The following is a 14,920-nucleotide window of genomic DNA, read 5'->3' on the forward strand; positions in this document are numbered from 1 at the left end:
CCGGCGCCGGGTACACCGGCGCTGGGTAATAGGCCGGCCCGTAGTAGTAATAGGGGTCGTACGGATAGGACGGATACGCCGCCACTGGCGCAGGCGCCACGACTGCGGGGGCGATCGGGTTCCCGTAGGCGTCGTAATACGGCGCGACCACGCAACCCCCCAGCAAGACGACCGCGCACGCGGCCACCGCGCCCGGCAGGATGACGGCACGACGGCGACGTTGCAGTGTGCGGCTCATGATGTGCTCCGTTGGACGCATGTGCATATGCGTTCGACAGCGTTTGGTTGCTTCAATTCCAAGGACTTCGTATACCGCCGCAGCGAATCCTTGCCGGATCACTTACCATGACCGCTTCGCCGCCCACGCTGGGGAGAGATCGAGGCAGGCGATGCCCATAGAACACTGGAGGACACATCCATGCAAGCCACGGCAGCGCCCACCCACGGCGATGGGGCACCGGCACCCGCCATCACTGCGGCCACCCGACGCAAGGCCATCATCGCCGCCACCATCGGCAACGGCCTCGAATGGTTCGACTTCACGGTCTACAGCTTTTTCGCCGTCATCATCGCCAAGCTGTTCTTCCCCACCGGCAACGACTTCACCTCGTTCATGCTCACGGTCGCCACGTTCGGCGTGGGATTCTTCATGCGCCCCGTCGGCGCTGTCGTCCTTGGCATCTATGCGGACCGCGTGGGCCGCAAGGCTGCGCTCACGCTCACCATCATGCTGATGGCGATCGGCACGGCCATCATCGGCCTTGCACCGACGTACGCGCAGATCGGTATCGGCGCGCCCATCCTCATCGTGATCGCGCGGCTCATCCAGGGCTTCTCGGCGGGCGGAGAGGTCGGTGGCGCCACGGCGTTCCTGATCGAGTATTCACCGGACGAACGGCGCGGCTACTTCGCAAGCTGGCAGCAGGCGAGCCAGGGCATCTCGTTCATCCTGGGCGCCGCCATGGGTGCGATCGTCACGAACGGTCTGTCGCCGGAGCAGATCGATGCGTGGGGCTGGCGCATTCCGTTCCTGTTCGGCCTGTTGATCGGGCCGGTCGGCATGTACATCCGCTCGCACCTGCACGAGCCGCCCGCCTTCGCAGCGCAGAAGGCAAAGGCGGCAAAGGAGTCGCGTCTGGCACCGCTGTCGCAAGTGCTGCGCGATCATCCGCGCGAGGTGCTGGGTGGCCTGGGCGTGACGATTCTCTGGACCGTCTGCACCTACACGCTGGTGTTCTACATGCCGACGTATGCAAAGCAACAGCTGGGGCTGCCCCTGGGCGCGACGTTCCAGTCGACGGCGCTTTGCGGCGCGATCATCTTCGTGCTGTGCCCACTCATGGGAACGCTGTCCGATCGCATCGGTCGCAAGCGCATGCTGGGCACGGTGGCGCTTGTCATCGCAGCAGCGGCGTATCCGCTCTTCCACTGGCTCAACGTCAACCCGACGGTGCAGACGCTGCTGCAGGTGCAGGTGATCCTGGGTGTGTTGCTGGCGGCGTTTACGGGTCCGGCGCCGGCCGTGCTGGCCGAGCAGTTTCCGACGGCGGTACGCTCCACCGGCCTGTCGATTTCGTACAACCTGGCGGTCACCATCTTCGGTGGTTTTGCCCCGCTGATCGTGACGTGGTTGATTGCCAGCTCGGGCAGCAAGCTCGCACCGTCGTACTACGTGATGGCCGCTGCCATCATCAGCGTGTTTGCGCTGGCGCTGATGCACGACCGCACGGGCAAGCCGATCGAAAAATGATCGCGTGAAATAGCCCCGAAACGAAACTAGGCCGAACAACGGCCGGTGGATCATCCCACCGGCCGTTCGTCTTTTGCGGCAAGCAACGCCGCGTTCTCCAGCACACGCACACCGGGCGCATCCACCCGCGCCGCCATGACGAGCGCCGCCGCAACCGATTCCGCCGGCACCGGCCGCCACGTCTTGGGCACCATCCATCCGATTGCGCACGACAGGCCTTGCGCAATGCGTTCACCCAGCCGAAATTCTGCGCGCGCGCCGAGCAGCAGCGAAGGCCGGACAACCGTCACCGACGGAAAGCCGATCGACAAGATTTCGGCCTCCACCTCACCCTTGCAGCGGTTGTAGAAAACCCGCGAGCGCGCATCGGCGCCCAACGCACTCACCAGCAGAAAATGATGCGCGCCAGCGGCAAACGCGCGCCGCGCCAGTTCAGCCGGATACGCGACATCAACGCGCCGGAATGCCGCCTGGGAACCGGCCTGCCGGATCGTCGTGCCAAGCGCGCAGATAACGATATCGGCGGCAAACGCAGACTGGGTTTCGGGCGCATCGAGGCGATCGAAATCGACCACGCATTCGCGCAATCGACCGGGCGCCGCCTGCCCTGCTGTCAAGGCCCCGCGCCGCCGTACAAGCGCGGTCACGCCGCCCGCCCACGGCTGCGCAACGAGCCGATGCACCACCGCGCGGCCCACCAGCCCGTTGGCGCCGGCCACCAGAACGGACGGTCCGCGCGGTTGCTCCGGCGCTTCGCCGCCCGCCGCGAAGCCTTGTCCGACAGGCATTTGCGCACTCGACATGATGTTCTCCATGAAGTTGGCACAGGCGCTGGGACACAGTGTACGGCGTCTGACGAACCGGTTCGCTGCCGTGCTGCCTGCGCGCTTTCGGTGCGTTTCCGGCGTAAAGAACGCTGGCGGAAATGCAAACAAACCGCGTCGGTATAGGGTGTTTCCCGGATGCTCGCCCGCAAACCCAGGCGGGACAAGTGTCGGCTGCAAGCAACGGCCCGCAAACCCTTGCAGTTAGGGGATGTGCAACCCTTCGCAACGGTGATATAAAACGGGTCGCAGTACAACGCTGTCCAACAAACCTGAAGTGGGGAACTGACATGACGACCAAATCCGAACTCGTAGCCGCCATTGCGAAAGACGCTGAACTGAGCAACGCCGCCGCCGAGCGCGCGCTGAACTCCGCGCTGGAAAACATCAAGAAGACCGTCGCCAAGGGCGGCACCATCACGCTGGTTGGCTTCGGTTCGTTCTCGTCGGGCAAGCGTGCTGCACGCACCGGCCGCAACCCGCGCACCGGCGAAGCCATCAAGATCCCGGCAACCAAGACCGTGAAGTTCACGGCTGGCAAGGGCTTCAAGGACGCCGTGAACAAGAAGAAGTAAGAGTCTTCTGCCGAGCCCGGCATGCATGCCGGACCGGGAGACTTGCAAGGGACCCTACGGGGTCCCTTTTCTTTTGGTGCATTTGGTTTGACCTGGCGCTACGTCAGGCGACCGGCCACAAGCCCACCAGGTAACCGACCGAACCGACACGCGCGACAACCGTGTCAGCATCGCACTCTGCATCGAGCCATGCCGCGGCGCCCTGCGGGACATCGTCAGCGCCGATCGACAACACGCCGTGCACGCAATACACCAGCCATTGCATGCCCCGCCGGTGCAAGCGCGGCAGCGAGCGGCGCTCGCCGGCTGCCAGCGCGATCGCCTCGGCATGATGCGCCCAGGCGTCGCGCCGCGTCATCACGTTGAAATCCGACAGCGGCGCATCGAGCGTGGCATGCACATCGACTTCACCGGGAAAGCGCGCGGGTGCCTCGCCGGGCGCGAGCGTCAGAGCTTCGGCGTCGGCGCGATGCATCGTCAGCCGGCCGCCCGCAATCACCGCCAGCGATCGGTCAATGCCGGCAAAACGCGAGAACGGCCCGGCCGCATCGACCTGCGCGGTGCTCACGCGCCAGTCGAAATTGTCGAGCGTCGCGCCAGCGGGCGCGATGGCGATTTCAGTCGTGACACCGCCGCCGTTCTTCCACGGCATGCGGCGCATTGCAACTGCAGGAATCAGTTTCATGGACGGCGCAACAGGTGATAGGCCAGACGCGCCGCAACGCGCACGGTGCGACGGTCCTGATCGTATTCGGGGTTGGTCTCGGCGATATCCGCCACGCGCACCTTGCCGGTGGCGCAGACATGCTGCACGAGGGCTTCGAGCATCGGCAGCGTGATGCCATAGGCCGCGGGTGCGGAAACGCCCGGCGCCACGGCGGCGGCCAGCACATCCATGTCGATGGTCAGGTAGACGTGATCGGCATCAGCCAGCCATGTATCGAGATCGGCCGTGCGCGCATCGAGGTGCCGCTCCTGCATGACGGTGTCTTCCACGTAGTGCGCGTGCAGCGCGTCGGCGCGGTCGAACAGCGCGGGCGTGTTCGACAGGCGGCTCACACCGAGGCAGCAATACGTCAGGTCGATGCCGTGCGCGGCGCAGTCTTCGGCGATCTGGTCGAACGGCGTGCCGGAGTTGCCGGGGCGGCTCGTGCGCAGGTCGAAATGCGCATCGAAATTGACGACCGCAAGACGCCCGCACCAGCCTTGCTTCTGCCAATGCTGGCGCAGGCCCTGGTAGGTGCCGAAGGCAACCTCGTGGCCGCCGCCGAGCACGACCGGGCGCGCGCCGGCATCAAGCAACTCGCACACAGTTTCGCCAAGTGTGGCTTGCGCGCCTTCCAGATCGCCATCGTCACACGTGACATCGCCCGCGTCGGCGAGCACCGACAGGCCATGCGCGGGCACGTTGGCCAACGCACGGCGAATTTCCCGCGGGCCCAGTGCCGCACCCGCACGCCCGTGGTTGCGCACCACGCCCGCATCGCACGCAAAGCCCAGCAGCGCGGGCACGCCGGACAACGTCGTCGCATCATGCGACAGCACAACCTGGAACAGGCGCGTCACGTCACCGCGCTCGCCGGTGTCGTCACGCCCCTGCCAGACGGAGGCATCGAACATCGTCCTCATGCGCGTGTCAGCACCGCTTGCAGGAACGAACGCGTGCGCGCTTCCTTGGGCTCGCCAAAGATGACCGACGGCGGCCCGGCTTCGACGATGCCGCCGCCGTCCATCACCACCACCACGTCGGCCACCTCGCGCGCGAAACCCATCTCGTGCGTGACGACCAACATCGTCATGCCTTCCTTGGCGAGCAGCTTCATTACTTGCAGCACTTCACCCACGAGTTCCGGGTCAAGCGCGGAGGTCGGCTCGTCGAACAGCATCACCTTGGGCCGCATGGCCAACGCACGGGCAATGGCCACGCGCTGCTTCTGGCCGCCCGAGAGACTTGCGGGCATCGCATCGGCCTTGTGTGCCAGGCCCACTTTCTGCAGCAGCTCGCGCGCCTCCGTTTCAGCTTCGTGCTTTGACTTGCCACTCAGCATGCGCGGGCCCACCGTGACGTTGTGCAGCACAGAAAGATGCGGGAACAGGTTGAACGACTGGAACACCATGCCAACCTGCTGCCGCAGTTGGTTCAACTCGCCATCGGGCAGCAACTTGCCGTCGTCGATCAGGCGCTTGCCGCAGATGTCGATGGTGCCGCCTTCGGCTATTTCCAGCCCGTTGCAGCAGCGCAGGAACGTGCTCTTGCCCGAGCCGCTGGGGCCGATTACGACCACCACCTGCGAGGCGTCGACTTCGAAGTCGATGCCCTTGAGCACGGTGTGATCGCCATACGATTTGGTAAGCCCGCGAATCTGGATCATCGGGACATCCAGCGCAGATTTCAGAGTTTGCGGGTTCGCATTCGCCATATTCATTGCACCATGCCTCCCGCACGGATGTTGCGTTCAAGCCGATGCAGCAGATAGCTGGCGGCACTGGTCAGCACCAGGTACACCAGCGCAATCGCCAGATACACCTCCAGCGAGCGATACGACACGCTGATGATCTTCTGCCCTTCGTGCATCAGGTCGTGGATCGTGAGCAGCGACACCAGCGCCGAGTTCTTGATCAGCGCGATGAACTCGTTGCCCAGCGGCGGGATCATCCGCACCACGGCCTGCGGCAGGATGATGGCGCGCATCGACTGCGCCGACGACATGCCGATCGAGCGTGCCGCCTCCATCTGCCCGCGATCCACCGACTGGATCGCACCGCGCACGATTTCCGAGACATAAGCGCCCGAATACACGCCCAACCCCAGCACGCCGCACACAAACGCCGGCAGCAGGATGTCGAACTGCGGCAGCCCGAAGAACAGCAGGAAGAGCTGCACCAGCAGCGGCGTGCCACGGATGAACGTCACGTACACCGTGCAGATGCCGTAGATGAGTCGGCGGCGCGGGTTCAGCCGCCCGATGCCGATCAGCAAGCCGAGCACGCAACCGAGCACCAGCGCGGCGGCCGTCACCTCAACGGTGACGATCGCACCGCGCAGGATGTCGTGCCATCCGGCCCAGACGGGAGAAAAATCCAGTTCCATCAGCGTGTCCGGTCGTTACTTCGCGGTGGTGCCAAACCACTTCTTGACGATCTGGTCGTACGTGCCGTCCGCCTTGATCTTCTCCAGCGCGGCGTTCAGTGCCTTGGTCAATTCGGGCTGATCGCGACGCACGGCGATGCCGTATTCCTCGGTGGTGAGTGCCGGCTCAACCAGGCGCAGGCCCGGACGCGCCTTCACGTAGTACGCGGCGGCGGGGCGGCCTGTGACAGCGGCATCGGCCCGGCCGATCTCGACGAGGTTGAACATCTCGTTGTTCTTCTCGACTTCCACGCGTTCGACCTTCGGGTAGTTCTCGCGCAGGTAGTTGACCGATTTGGTGCCCACCTGCACGCTGACCTTCTTGCCGTTCAGATCCGCCGGCGTCTTGATGGCCGTGTTGCCTTGCTTGACCAGCGCGACCAGGCCGCCGTGGTAGTACGGCACCGTGAAGTCCACCACCTTCTTGCGCTCTTCCGTGATGTAGATGCCCGAAATGGCCACGTCGAAGCGGCGCGAGATCAGGCCCGGCACGAGGCCCTTGAAGTCGATGTCGGTCCACTCGACCGGGCGGCCCAGGGTGCGGGCCAGCGCATCGATCAGGTCCACATCAAAGCCGGTGCGCTTGCCGTTTTCGACAAACTCCATCGGCGCGAACGTGGCGTCGGTAGCCACCCGCAACGGCTCCCCAGCAGCGTGCGCAGCGGTTGCGAAGGACGCCGCAGCGGACAACGCCACGGCACAAGCCAGCATCGAATGCATGAACTGACGACGATTCCCCATGAGTGGTCTCCTTGTGTGATGCATGTGGGGTGAGAAAAAAACGAAGCGGAAAAATCGAAAATTCAGAGGTCCTGCAATCGCGCAGAAATGGACGCAGCCGCTGCAACGGTCATGTCGATCAGGCGCTGCTCCTTGCCGCGCACGCGCGTTGCAGGCGCCATCAATGTGATGGAGCCGAGCGCGTGGCCGGGCAGCCGGAACACCGGCACGCTCACGCCCCAGACGCCCGGGTCGACCTCGCCTTCGGACAGCGCATAACCGGCGGCGCGAATGTCATTGAGTTCGGCTTGCAATTGCGCCTGGGTGTCGGCATCGACGGCCAGCAAGTCAGCGAGGATGGCGCGCGCCGCAGCGGGCGGCATGAAGGCGAGCAACGACTTGGCGGAAGCGCCGGCCAGCAGGGGCACCCCGCGCCCTTTCTCGAACGAGCAGCGCAGCGACTGCTGGCTCTCGACCATCTCGAGGCAGACGGCCTGATCCTTCACGGCCACGACCAGCCCCACCGATTCGCCCGACTCGACCACGAGTTTGGCCATGCCAATGCGCGCTTCCTGCACCAGATGCGAAGCGTGGTCGAAACCGAGTGCGAGCTGCAAGCTGATCGGCCCCGGGGCATAGGTGCCGGCCGATTCGAGCACGAACCCCCAGCGCTTGAGCATCGCGACCTGACGGTAGAGCGTGCTCTGCGGCAGGCCGGTCAGTTCGACCAGCTCGCGCGCCGCAACCGGGCGGCCGTGGCGCGCGATGGTGGCGAGCACCATCAGCACGCGGTCCGAGCCGCTGGTAGCGGCAGCGGATTGAGCTGGTGAAGGTGCCTGGCCCGGCTCGGTCATCGCGAAACTCCGTCGAGTGATGTTGCGACGGAGAATGCGACGATTTTCTCAATACATCAACGTGACATTCCCACCCAACGGGAATGGATTGCGAATTCAGTATTTACACCTAGGACGCCGCGGTCACATTCCCGGCCTCCTCCTCGAGGCGCGCTTCCAGAAACGCGACGACGGCGTGGGCCGATGCCTCGCTGCGGCACGTCGTCAGCGCGGTGTACAGCGGGGCGGCCAAGCCGTTGAGAAAGTCGATCGGCGCTTCCGGACCTTCGGCCAGATAACGCTGCAAGGCCGAGAACGCGCCCGCTTGGCTCAGGCGCCAGTCCGCAATCGAAGCCTGCCGCACATGGCGCGGCGCAAATGGCGTGGCAGGCGCCGGCTGGGGCGACGTCTTGGGCTTGGGCACCACCTTGGTTGGCGCGCGGCTTGCGACATAGCCGTCGGCAATCAGGCGCGCGAGGTCTTCGGCACGGTCGTCGATATCGGGGCCGGCGCTGCTCAACTGCGCCAGGATGTCCGCCGCACAGCGCTCGCCATTGACCAGCAGCAGGATCGCCCGCTGCCGATGCGTGACGTGCCCGCTGCGCGTTTGCAGTTCCTGCGTGCCGCGCTCCGTGCGCGACAGGATGTAGCTCAGATCCACCGTCCCCTCCCTTGTTTTTCATGCGTCTGTTCGATGAAGGGCCAGTCTAGAAAAACCTGGCGCGGCGCGGACCATTTGAACGCAGCTGGGCGCGCGATACCGACTATCACGTGCGCAGCATTGCGTTCGTGCGGGCGACCGGCATGGCAGTCGATCATCAAATCCGGATTGAAACCAGATCGACTCACGAGACCTTTATCGTCTGCGATTGGAAATCTACAGTGCAGCGCTTCACCACCAACGGAGTCCACCATGCTCATCCGCCCCGCCCTGCTTGCAGCCGCCGTGCTGACGCTGCCGATTGCGCTCGTCATTGCTCCGGCCGCGGTTGCGTCAACGTCCGATGCAGACCTCATCCGCCCGGACCACGTCGCCGCAGCGGACACGCCGCAGGCCGCGGCCGCCGTGCTGACAGCGCGCCGCTACGCCACCTTCTGGCATACCGGCGATGCGCGCTATGCCACCGAAGCGCTGTCACCGTCCTTTGTCGACCGCACACTGCCAGCGGGGCGCGTGCAGGGCACGCAAGGTCCGCTCGACGCATCCAAGGCGTTCCGCACGGCCGTGCCGGACATGCGCGTGGCGATCGAAGACATGGTCGTCGCCGGCGACCGCGTCTCGGTTCACCTGCGCTTTCGCGGACACTTCACCGGCGAGTTTGGCCGCACGCACGGGCAGAACCAGCCGATCGATTTCCAGGCCTTCGACCTGTACCGGATTGCCGACGGCAAGATCGCCGAGAACTGGCACCTGGAAGACAACCAGACGCTGCTGCGGCAGATGGGCCTTCAACCGTAATCCTCACGGCTTCATTAACGCCCATTAACAGCCCAGCGCCCCGCTCCCGCTATGCTTCCGCGCAGCTTGCAGACCGCTTTGGCGGCTGCCAAAGCGTCAGAAAAATCGAGCCAATCAACACATAAGAACATCTTCGGGAGAAGCACATGGGCAAGGGGTTTCAGGGCGCGCTGCGCGCCTGCGCGAGCGCGCTCGCGTGCGCGGCGGTGCTAGGCGCAACGGGCTTGACGGGCGCTACGGCAGCCCACGCGCAACAGGCCAGCGATCGGCAACAGGAAATGAAGCAGGCGTGGGCGGCCGCCAAGGCCGCCGCGAGGGTCGGCCCCACGTCGATCGAACTGCGTGACCAGGCCACACTGAAGATCGGCAAGAACGAGGTGTTCATTCCGCAGCCGGCCGCCGGGCAGCTCATGCACGCCATGGGCAACAGCAACAACCCCGACATGCTCGGCCTGGTCATGCCCACTAGCGACGAAGACGAATGGATGGTCGTCGCCAAGTACGAGGCCTCGGGCTACATCAAGGACGACGACGCCCGCGACTGGAACGTCGACGATCTGTACAAATCGCTCAAGGAAGGCACCGCCGCCGCCAACGAAGAGCGCGAGAAGCGCGGCATCCCCGCACTGGAAATCCAGGGCTGGGTCGAGCGTCCGCACTATGAAGCCGCCACGCACCGCCTCATCTGGTCGATGGCTGCACGCTCCAAGGGCCAGCCGGCCGATGATCCCGGTGCGGTCAACTACAACACCTACGCACTGGGGCGCGACGGCTATATCAGCCTGAACCTGATCACCGGCCGCAACCACAACCTTAAAGAGGTTTCGAGGCATGGTCGCCCATCAGCCCGGCAACAGACAGAGCAAATCGGTTGCCGCAGCAACCTACAGCCGGACGAGTGGCCGTGGCGGCAGGCTCGAGGTTTTCTTACGTTGGAAAAGCAAGCTCTGTCTAGCGATCCAATAGGATCTTAAATCACAACCAACGAAAACATACTCTTTTGGAATTATTACGTCCAGAATTTGTTTGACTTACCGCGTTGAATTGTGGCAGTGATTTATTTATATTATTTTTAATACTTAGTAGTATCTAGATCACCCTTAAGAATTGAGGTAGCAAATCTAGTAGGCTGCGGCCCCGCCCCGTCTCAGCCATCCTGCGCGAGTAAGAAAATCCGAATTTTGCGACCAAAAGAAAAAGCCCTCTGCTTGCAGAGGGCCTTGATCCAATTGCGCTTTCCGGACTTTAGCGCCACAACATGTTCGAATTTCCAAACTATTACGCCATTTTCCGAACTATATTGTCACGCTACAAGCGATTCGCCTTAGGCGAAGTTCTTGGCAACGAAGTCCCAGTTGACCAGGTTCCAGAACGCCTCGACGTACTTCGGACGGGCGTTACGGTAGTCGATGTAGTACGCGTGTTCCCACACATCGCAGGTCAGCAGCGGCTTCGCGTCGGTCGTCAGCGGCGTGGCGGCGTTGGAGGTCGACACCAGATCCAGCGAGCCGTCGGCCTTCTTCACCAGCCAGGCCCAGCCCGAACCGAACGTGCCGATAGCCGTCTTGGTGAACTCTTCCTTGAACTTGTCGAAGCTGCCCCACTTGGCGTTGATGGCGTCAGCCAGCGCGCCGGTCGGAGCGCCGCCGCCTTGCGGCTTCAGGCCGTTCCAGTAGAACGTGTGGTTCCAGACCTGTGCGGCGTTGTTGAACACACCGCCCGAGGACTTCTTGACGATGTCTTCGAGGCTCAGGTTCTCGAACTCGGTGCCCTTGATCAGGTTGTTCAGGTTCGTGACGTAGGTCTGGTGGTGCTTGCCGTAGTGGAACTCCAGCGTTTCCTTGGAGATGTGCGGCGCCAGAGCGTCTTGGGCGTACGGCAGCGGGGGGAGCGTGTGTTCCATTGTTCTTGCCTTCTGTGGGTTGTACAGGTTGGGAGCGACGATTGTAGGAGACTTGCAAAACCGGCGCAAACCGCGGGCTAAATAGACGGAATAACCGCTAAACGCGTGCGGAATCGCGATCATTTCCGCTATAAGGTCATGCGCCGGTCACAGTTCGAGCTTCGGTTGCACGCAGGCGATTTCGATGTCGGCCGTACCCTGCGCCAGTCGCGCCTCGATCCGTGCCCGGGCATGCAGTGCGTGCGGATCGCGTATGGCATGGCCCTTGGCGTCGAGCAGCACCGCATAGCCGCGCTCCAGCGTGCGCTGCGGCGCCAGCAGTTCCAGGCCGGTGTGCTGACGTGCCAGGCGTTCTTGGGCGCGAGACAGCGTGTGTCGCATGACGCGTGCCAGCGTTGCTTCGGCTTGGTCCAGCCGAGTGCGCTCTCGCGTGGCGTCGGGGCGGGCTGCCGCCAGACGCATCGTCAGCAGACGCTGCAGATGTTCCGCGCGCTGCACGCGGCCCGTCAGGGCAAAGCGCAGGCGGCCCTCCAGGTGGGCGAGCTGCGTGCGGCGTTCGCGCATCTGGGTCTGCGGGCTGCGCAGGCGGCGCGCGAGCCAATCGACGGTCTGAGCGCGGCGATCGAGCTGGCGGCGGAACTGGGCGGACAGCGCATCCCAGTCGCGGCCCACATCGCGCAGCATGCGGGCACGATCGGGGCTGACGAGTTCGGCCGCAGCAGTCGGGGTGGGTGCGCGCACATCGGCCACAAAGTCGACGATAGTCACATCTGTTTCATGCCCGACACCTGCCACGATGGGAATTTCGGATGCGGCCACCGCACGGGCCACCGGTTCTTCATTGAAGGCCCACAGGTCTTCAATGCTGCCTCCGCCCCGGCACAGGATGACAACGTCGACCTCTGCCCGGGCATTGACCCGTTCCAGCATGGCAGCGATACGCTCCGACGCACCGGCACCCTGCACCGGCACGGGATACACCACCACCGGCACATGCGGCGCGCGCCGGCGCAGCGTGGTCAGCACGTCGCGCAAGGCCGCCGCCTGCAGTGACGTCACCACGCCGATCGCGCGCGGATGCCGTGGCAGCGGCCGCTTGCGGTCGACGTCGAACAGGCCTTGCGCCTCCAGCGCGGCCTTCAGCCGCAGGAAAGCCTCGTACAGATTGCCCAGGCCTGCCCGGCGGATGGCTTCAACGCTCAATTGCAGTTCGCCGCGCGCTTCATACAGCGTGACCAGCGCGCGAACCTCCACGGCCTCGCCTTCGCGCGGGGTGAAATCGGCGTACTGGTTGCGGCCCTTGAACATCACGCAGCGGATCTGCGCGGCTGCATCTTTGAGCGAGAAATACCAATGGCCGCTGGCCGCGCGCGTGAAGTTCGAGATCTCGCCGCGCACCCAGCCCAGCGGAAAGTTGCGTTCAAGCAGCCCCGCAATGCGGCGATTGACATCGCTGACGGAGAGCACCTCCTGCCCGCCCCGGTTCGGTGCTGACGCGGCATCAGGTGCAGCCGACACCTCCGGCGCGGATGTGGCCGTGGGTGCAGTGGCATCCATCCAAAACGGGCGGCGGGAAGACGGTGGCGGGGTCATAAGTGGTGCGAGGAGCGCAAAAAAATGAGGCTTTGGGGCGACATCTACCTTGAATAGGGGAGGCAACTCACGCTGGCCGGGCTACCTGTCCACAGCATAACGTGCTTGTCAAGCTTGACAGAGGTGAGGTGACGCGCTCTGTGCATCTTGACGCAACCCTTTGATTCTTATGAAAAATCCACCCATGTCAAAATTTCAGCAGCGCAAGTAATTTCGTTCTGCGTCAACCATTTAGCGCAAGCGCCCCAGGGATGTTCACAAAGTTATCCACAGCGGCGCTGGAAAACCGTGGTGTGACGCCCGGGCAGTGGATAAATCGGCCGTCGATTCTCACACGTTCGCGGCGAGCATCCCCATTTTTTTGAGCCTCCCCCCGGTTGCACAACTTTTAAGCGAAGTGCCGAACACCCTTTTGAATCAGTCACTTAAGTTGCTTGTCCGGGCAATGTCCACAACCCATCCACAAGACTGTCCCGGATCGCTGTGGATTTCCTGGCGGTTTTTTGAAGCACGCCCTCATTTTTCTCCTGATCAACGCCAAAACGCCGGTTGCATCATTTTTGAGCACGCCATCGGACTTCCTTTTGGATCAAGCACTTAACGTACTTGTTGAGGCAATGTCCACAACCCATCCACACAACTGTCCCGCAGCGGTGGGGATTACTCGCCGTTTTACCGGGCCCCACAGCGCTTGTTCATGGATTGACCACCGAAATGCCGTTTGCATACTTTTTAAGCACGGCACCGAACTCCCTTTCAGATCAAGCACTTAGTTTGCTTGTTCGGGCAATGTCCACAACCCGTCCACAAGACTGTCCCGCTTGGCTGTGGATTGCCGCGGCCAGCATCTTTCGTGACAGCGCGTTGACCATCGTCTGCGCTTGTCGCGATGCTGCGCCATCGTGTTGCCGTGGCAGGTCCGACGCGCTAGAGTGCTGCCTGTTTTTGCCGCAACGAACAGCGTTCGGGGACGCGGACGGCACTAGCAGCAAACCAGAACAGAATCACACTCCTTCCACAACGACAAAACGGGTTGTCCAGTGTTTTCCATCATTCAAGCCGCCGGCTGGCCAATCTGGCCGCTGCTGATCGCCTCGGTGCTCGCACTCGCGCTCATCATCGAACGCTTCGTCGCCCTGCAACACAAGAAGATCATTCCGCCCAAGGTGTATGACGAGGCGCTGGCCGTCGCGCATCAGCGCCGCGCCACCCCAGAAGTGGTGAACACGCTGGAACAGGGCTCGCCGCTGGGCCGCCTGCTGGCCGCTGCGCTGCGCCATGTGGTGCTGCATCCGAACACCACGCGCGATGCCGCCAAGGAAGTGGTGGAAGAAGCCGGCCAGAACGTGGCGCACCGCCTGGAGCGCTATCTGAACGCGCTCGGCACGATTGCCTCGGTGGCGCCGCTGATGGGCCTGTTCGGCACGGTGGTCGGCATGATCGAGATCTTCGGCAGCCAGACCGCCGCAGGCACGAACCCGCAGGCGCTGGCGCACGGTATCTCGGTCGCGCTGTACAACACGGCGCTGGGCCTGGTGGTGGCCATCCCGACGCTGATCTTCTGGCGCTACTTCCGTGGCGTGGTGGATAACTACGTGGTCGAGCTGGAGCATCTGTCCACCACGTACCTCGACGCGATCCTGCCGCCGCGGCGCGGCTGATCCGGGCAACGCCTCACTGGAAACAGCCATGCGCTTCCGCCCGCGCCGTGCCCGCGAAGAGCCGGAGATCAACCTGATCCCGCTGATCGACGTATTGCTCGTGATCCTCATCTTCCTGATGATCACGACCACGTATTCCCGTTACACAGAACTGAAGGTCAACCTGCCGACCGCCGAGGCTGAAAAGGCCACCGAGCGCCCGGGTCAGATCGTCGTGTCCGTCACCGCCAACGGCGTCTACTCCGTCGACAAGCAAGTGCTCGACACCCGCGATGTCACCAGCCTGGCCGATGCCCTGCGCAATGCCGCAGGTAAGGCCGGCGGCTCCGAGCCCATCGTCATCGTCAACGCCGATGCGCAGGCCGCACATCAGGCGGTGGTCAATGTGATGGAAGCGGCGCGGGTGGCCGGTCTCTCGCATCTGACCTTCGCCACGCAAACCGGCAACGCCCGCTAAGAGACCCGTCTCTCA

At 63.6% G+C, this 14,920-nt stretch carries 16 protein-coding genes and 1 pseudogene; 6 read left to right on the top strand and 11 right to left on the bottom strand.

From position 1 onward, the window contains the following. Nucleotides 1-238: pseudogene (locus BEK68_RS10695) on the bottom strand (hypothetical protein); the annotation flags it as partial. Between the two features lie 180 nt (nt 239-418). Here BEK68_RS10695 and BEK68_RS10700 point away from each other — a divergent pair. After that, complete coding sequence (locus tag BEK68_RS10700; protein WP_004631847.1) at nt 419-1,750, top strand: MFS transporter; 1,332 nt, start codon at nt 419-421, stop codon at nt 1,748-1,750. A gap of 50 nt (nt 1,751-1,800) precedes the next feature. Here BEK68_RS10700 and BEK68_RS10705 read toward each other — a convergent pair whose 3' ends face one another. Continuing rightward, nucleotides 1,801-2,553: an oxidoreductase gene (locus BEK68_RS10705; protein ID WP_004631845.1), complete on the bottom strand. Its 753-nt coding sequence runs from the start codon at nt 2,551-2,553 to the stop codon at nt 1,801-1,803. A 311-nt stretch (nt 2,554-2,864) separates the two neighbouring features. Between BEK68_RS10705 and BEK68_RS10710 the strand changes: the two genes are divergently transcribed. Continuing rightward, nucleotides 2,865-3,149 (top strand): HU family DNA-binding protein, encoded by a 285-nt coding sequence (locus BEK68_RS10710; RefSeq protein ID WP_003272088.1) that lies wholly within the window; start codon nt 2,865-2,867, stop codon nt 3,147-3,149. A 103-nt stretch (nt 3,150-3,252) separates the two neighbouring features. Here BEK68_RS10710 and BEK68_RS10715 read toward each other — a convergent pair whose 3' ends face one another. From BEK68_RS10715 to BEK68_RS10745, 7 genes are all read right to left on the bottom strand, one after another. Beyond that, nucleotides 3,253-3,834 (bottom strand): HutD/Ves family protein, encoded by a 582-nt coding sequence (locus BEK68_RS10715; protein ID WP_012436294.1) that lies wholly within the window; start codon nt 3,832-3,834, stop codon nt 3,253-3,255. Further along, nucleotides 3,831-4,778: a formimidoylglutamase gene (gene hutG / locus BEK68_RS10720; protein ID WP_012436295.1), complete on the bottom strand. Its 948-nt coding sequence runs from the start codon at nt 4,776-4,778 to the stop codon at nt 3,831-3,833. The genes BEK68_RS10715 and hutG overlap by 4 nt, the downstream gene beginning before the upstream one ends. Next, nucleotides 4,775-5,575 carry an amino acid ABC transporter ATP-binding protein gene (locus tag BEK68_RS10725; protein ID WP_004631828.1) on the bottom strand — a complete coding sequence of 267 codons (801 nt, stop codon included), beginning with the start codon at nt 5,573-5,575 and terminating at the stop codon, nt 4,775-4,777. The genes hutG and BEK68_RS10725 overlap by 4 nt, the downstream gene beginning before the upstream one ends. Further along, nucleotides 5,572-6,240 carry an amino acid ABC transporter permease gene (locus tag BEK68_RS10730; RefSeq protein ID WP_012436296.1) on the bottom strand — a complete coding sequence of 223 codons (669 nt, stop codon included), beginning with the start codon at nt 6,238-6,240 and terminating at the stop codon, nt 5,572-5,574. Before BEK68_RS10730 ends, BEK68_RS10725 begins: the two co-directional genes overlap by 4 nt. 15 nt (nt 6,241-6,255) lie before the next feature. Further along, nucleotides 6,256-7,020 (bottom strand): glutamine ABC transporter substrate-binding protein, encoded by a 765-nt coding sequence (locus tag BEK68_RS10735; protein ID WP_012436297.1) that lies wholly within the window; start codon nt 7,018-7,020, stop codon nt 6,256-6,258. A gap of 62 nt (nt 7,021-7,082) precedes the next feature. After that, nucleotides 7,083-7,853, bottom strand: a complete 771-nt coding sequence (locus BEK68_RS10740; protein WP_012436298.1) for an IclR family transcriptional regulator — start codon at nt 7,851-7,853, stop codon at nt 7,083-7,085. A 109-nt stretch (nt 7,854-7,962) separates the two neighbouring features. After that, on the bottom strand, nt 7,963-8,493 hold the full coding sequence (locus BEK68_RS10745; RefSeq protein WP_012436299.1) for a hypothetical protein: 531 nt from the start codon (nt 8,491-8,493) through the stop codon (nt 7,963-7,965). Between the two features lie 252 nt (nt 8,494-8,745). Here BEK68_RS10745 and BEK68_RS10750 point away from each other — a divergent pair, with 252 nt between their 5' ends. Both BEK68_RS10750 and BEK68_RS10755 read left to right on the top strand, forming a co-directional pair. Beyond that, nucleotides 8,746-9,291 (top strand): ester cyclase, encoded by a 546-nt coding sequence (locus BEK68_RS10750; RefSeq protein ID WP_012436300.1) that lies wholly within the window; start codon nt 8,746-8,748, stop codon nt 9,289-9,291. Nucleotides 9,292-9,437: 146 nt separating this feature from the next. Further along, nucleotides 9,438-10,265: a DUF2167 domain-containing protein gene (locus BEK68_RS10755; protein WP_012436301.1), complete on the top strand. Its 828-nt coding sequence runs from the start codon at nt 9,438-9,440 to the stop codon at nt 10,263-10,265. Between the two features lie 350 nt (nt 10,266-10,615). On the opposite strand, the gene sodB is transcribed toward BEK68_RS10755, so the two are convergent. Both sodB and xseA read right to left on the bottom strand, forming a co-directional pair. Continuing rightward, nucleotides 10,616-11,194: a superoxide dismutase [Fe] gene (sodB, locus tag BEK68_RS10760; RefSeq protein WP_009241368.1), complete on the bottom strand. Its 579-nt coding sequence runs from the start codon at nt 11,192-11,194 to the stop codon at nt 10,616-10,618. A gap of 147 nt (nt 11,195-11,341) precedes the next feature. Next, nucleotides 11,342-12,751, bottom strand: a complete 1,410-nt coding sequence (gene xseA / locus BEK68_RS10765; RefSeq protein ID WP_012436303.1) for an exodeoxyribonuclease VII large subunit — start codon at nt 12,749-12,751, stop codon at nt 11,342-11,344. Nucleotides 12,752-13,827: 1,076 nt separating this feature from the next. Between xseA and BEK68_RS10770 the strand changes: the two genes are divergently transcribed. Continuing rightward, entirely contained in the window at nt 13,828-14,448 is a 621-nt protein-coding gene (locus tag BEK68_RS10770) for a MotA/TolQ/ExbB proton channel family protein (protein WP_024542269.1), read from the top strand. Nucleotides 14,449-14,476: 28 nt separating this feature from the next. Beyond that, nucleotides 14,477-14,905, top strand: a complete 429-nt coding sequence (locus tag BEK68_RS10775) for an ExbD/TolR family protein (protein ID WP_012436305.1) — start codon at nt 14,477-14,479, stop codon at nt 14,903-14,905. Nucleotides 14,906-14,920: the final 15 nt, after the last annotated feature.

The organism is Ralstonia pickettii (genome assembly GCF_001699815.1).
Taxonomy (GTDB): domain Bacteria; phylum Pseudomonadota; class Gammaproteobacteria; order Burkholderiales; family Burkholderiaceae; genus Ralstonia; species Ralstonia thomasii.

Bases quoted from the DNA above. Each gene is read 5' to 3' on its own strand.
- BEK68_RS10700 (WP_004631847.1), top strand. From the start codon at position 419: ATGCAAGCCACGGCAGCGCCCACCCACGGCGATGGGGCACCGGCACCC.
- BEK68_RS10705 (WP_004631845.1), bottom strand. From the start codon at position 2,553: ATGTCGAGTGCGCAAATGCCTGTCGGACAAGGCTTCGCGGCGGGCGGC.
- BEK68_RS10710 (WP_003272088.1), top strand. From the start codon at position 2,865: ATGACGACCAAATCCGAACTCGTAGCCGCCATTGCGAAAGACGCTGAA.
- BEK68_RS10715 (WP_012436294.1), bottom strand. From the start codon at position 3,834: ATGAAACTGATTCCTGCAGTTGCAATGCGCCGCATGCCGTGGAAGAAC.
- hutG (WP_012436295.1), bottom strand. From the start codon at position 4,778: ATGAGGACGATGTTCGATGCCTCCGTCTGGCAGGGGCGTGACGACACC.
- BEK68_RS10725 (WP_004631828.1), bottom strand. From the start codon at position 5,575: ATGAATATGGCGAATGCGAACCCGCAAACTCTGAAATCTGCGCTGGAT.
- BEK68_RS10730 (WP_012436296.1), bottom strand. From the start codon at position 6,240: ATGGAACTGGATTTTTCTCCCGTCTGGGCCGGATGGCACGACATCCTG.
- BEK68_RS10735 (WP_012436297.1), bottom strand. From the start codon at position 7,020: ATGGGGAATCGTCGTCAGTTCATGCATTCGATGCTGGCTTGTGCCGTG.
- BEK68_RS10740 (WP_012436298.1), bottom strand. From the start codon at position 7,853: ATGACCGAGCCGGGCCAGGCACCTTCACCAGCTCAATCCGCTGCCGCT.
- BEK68_RS10750 (WP_012436300.1), top strand. From the start codon at position 8,746: ATGCTCATCCGCCCCGCCCTGCTTGCAGCCGCCGTGCTGACGCTGCCG.
- BEK68_RS10755 (WP_012436301.1), top strand. From the start codon at position 9,438: ATGGGCAAGGGGTTTCAGGGCGCGCTGCGCGCCTGCGCGAGCGCGCTC.
- sodB (WP_009241368.1), bottom strand. From the start codon at position 11,194: ATGGAACACACGCTCCCCCCGCTGCCGTACGCCCAAGACGCTCTGGCG.
- xseA (WP_012436303.1), bottom strand. From the start codon at position 12,751: ATGGATGCCACTGCACCCACGGCCACATCCGCGCCGGAGGTGTCGGCT.
- BEK68_RS10775 (WP_012436305.1), top strand. From the start codon at position 14,477: ATGCGCTTCCGCCCGCGCCGTGCCCGCGAAGAGCCGGAGATCAACCTG.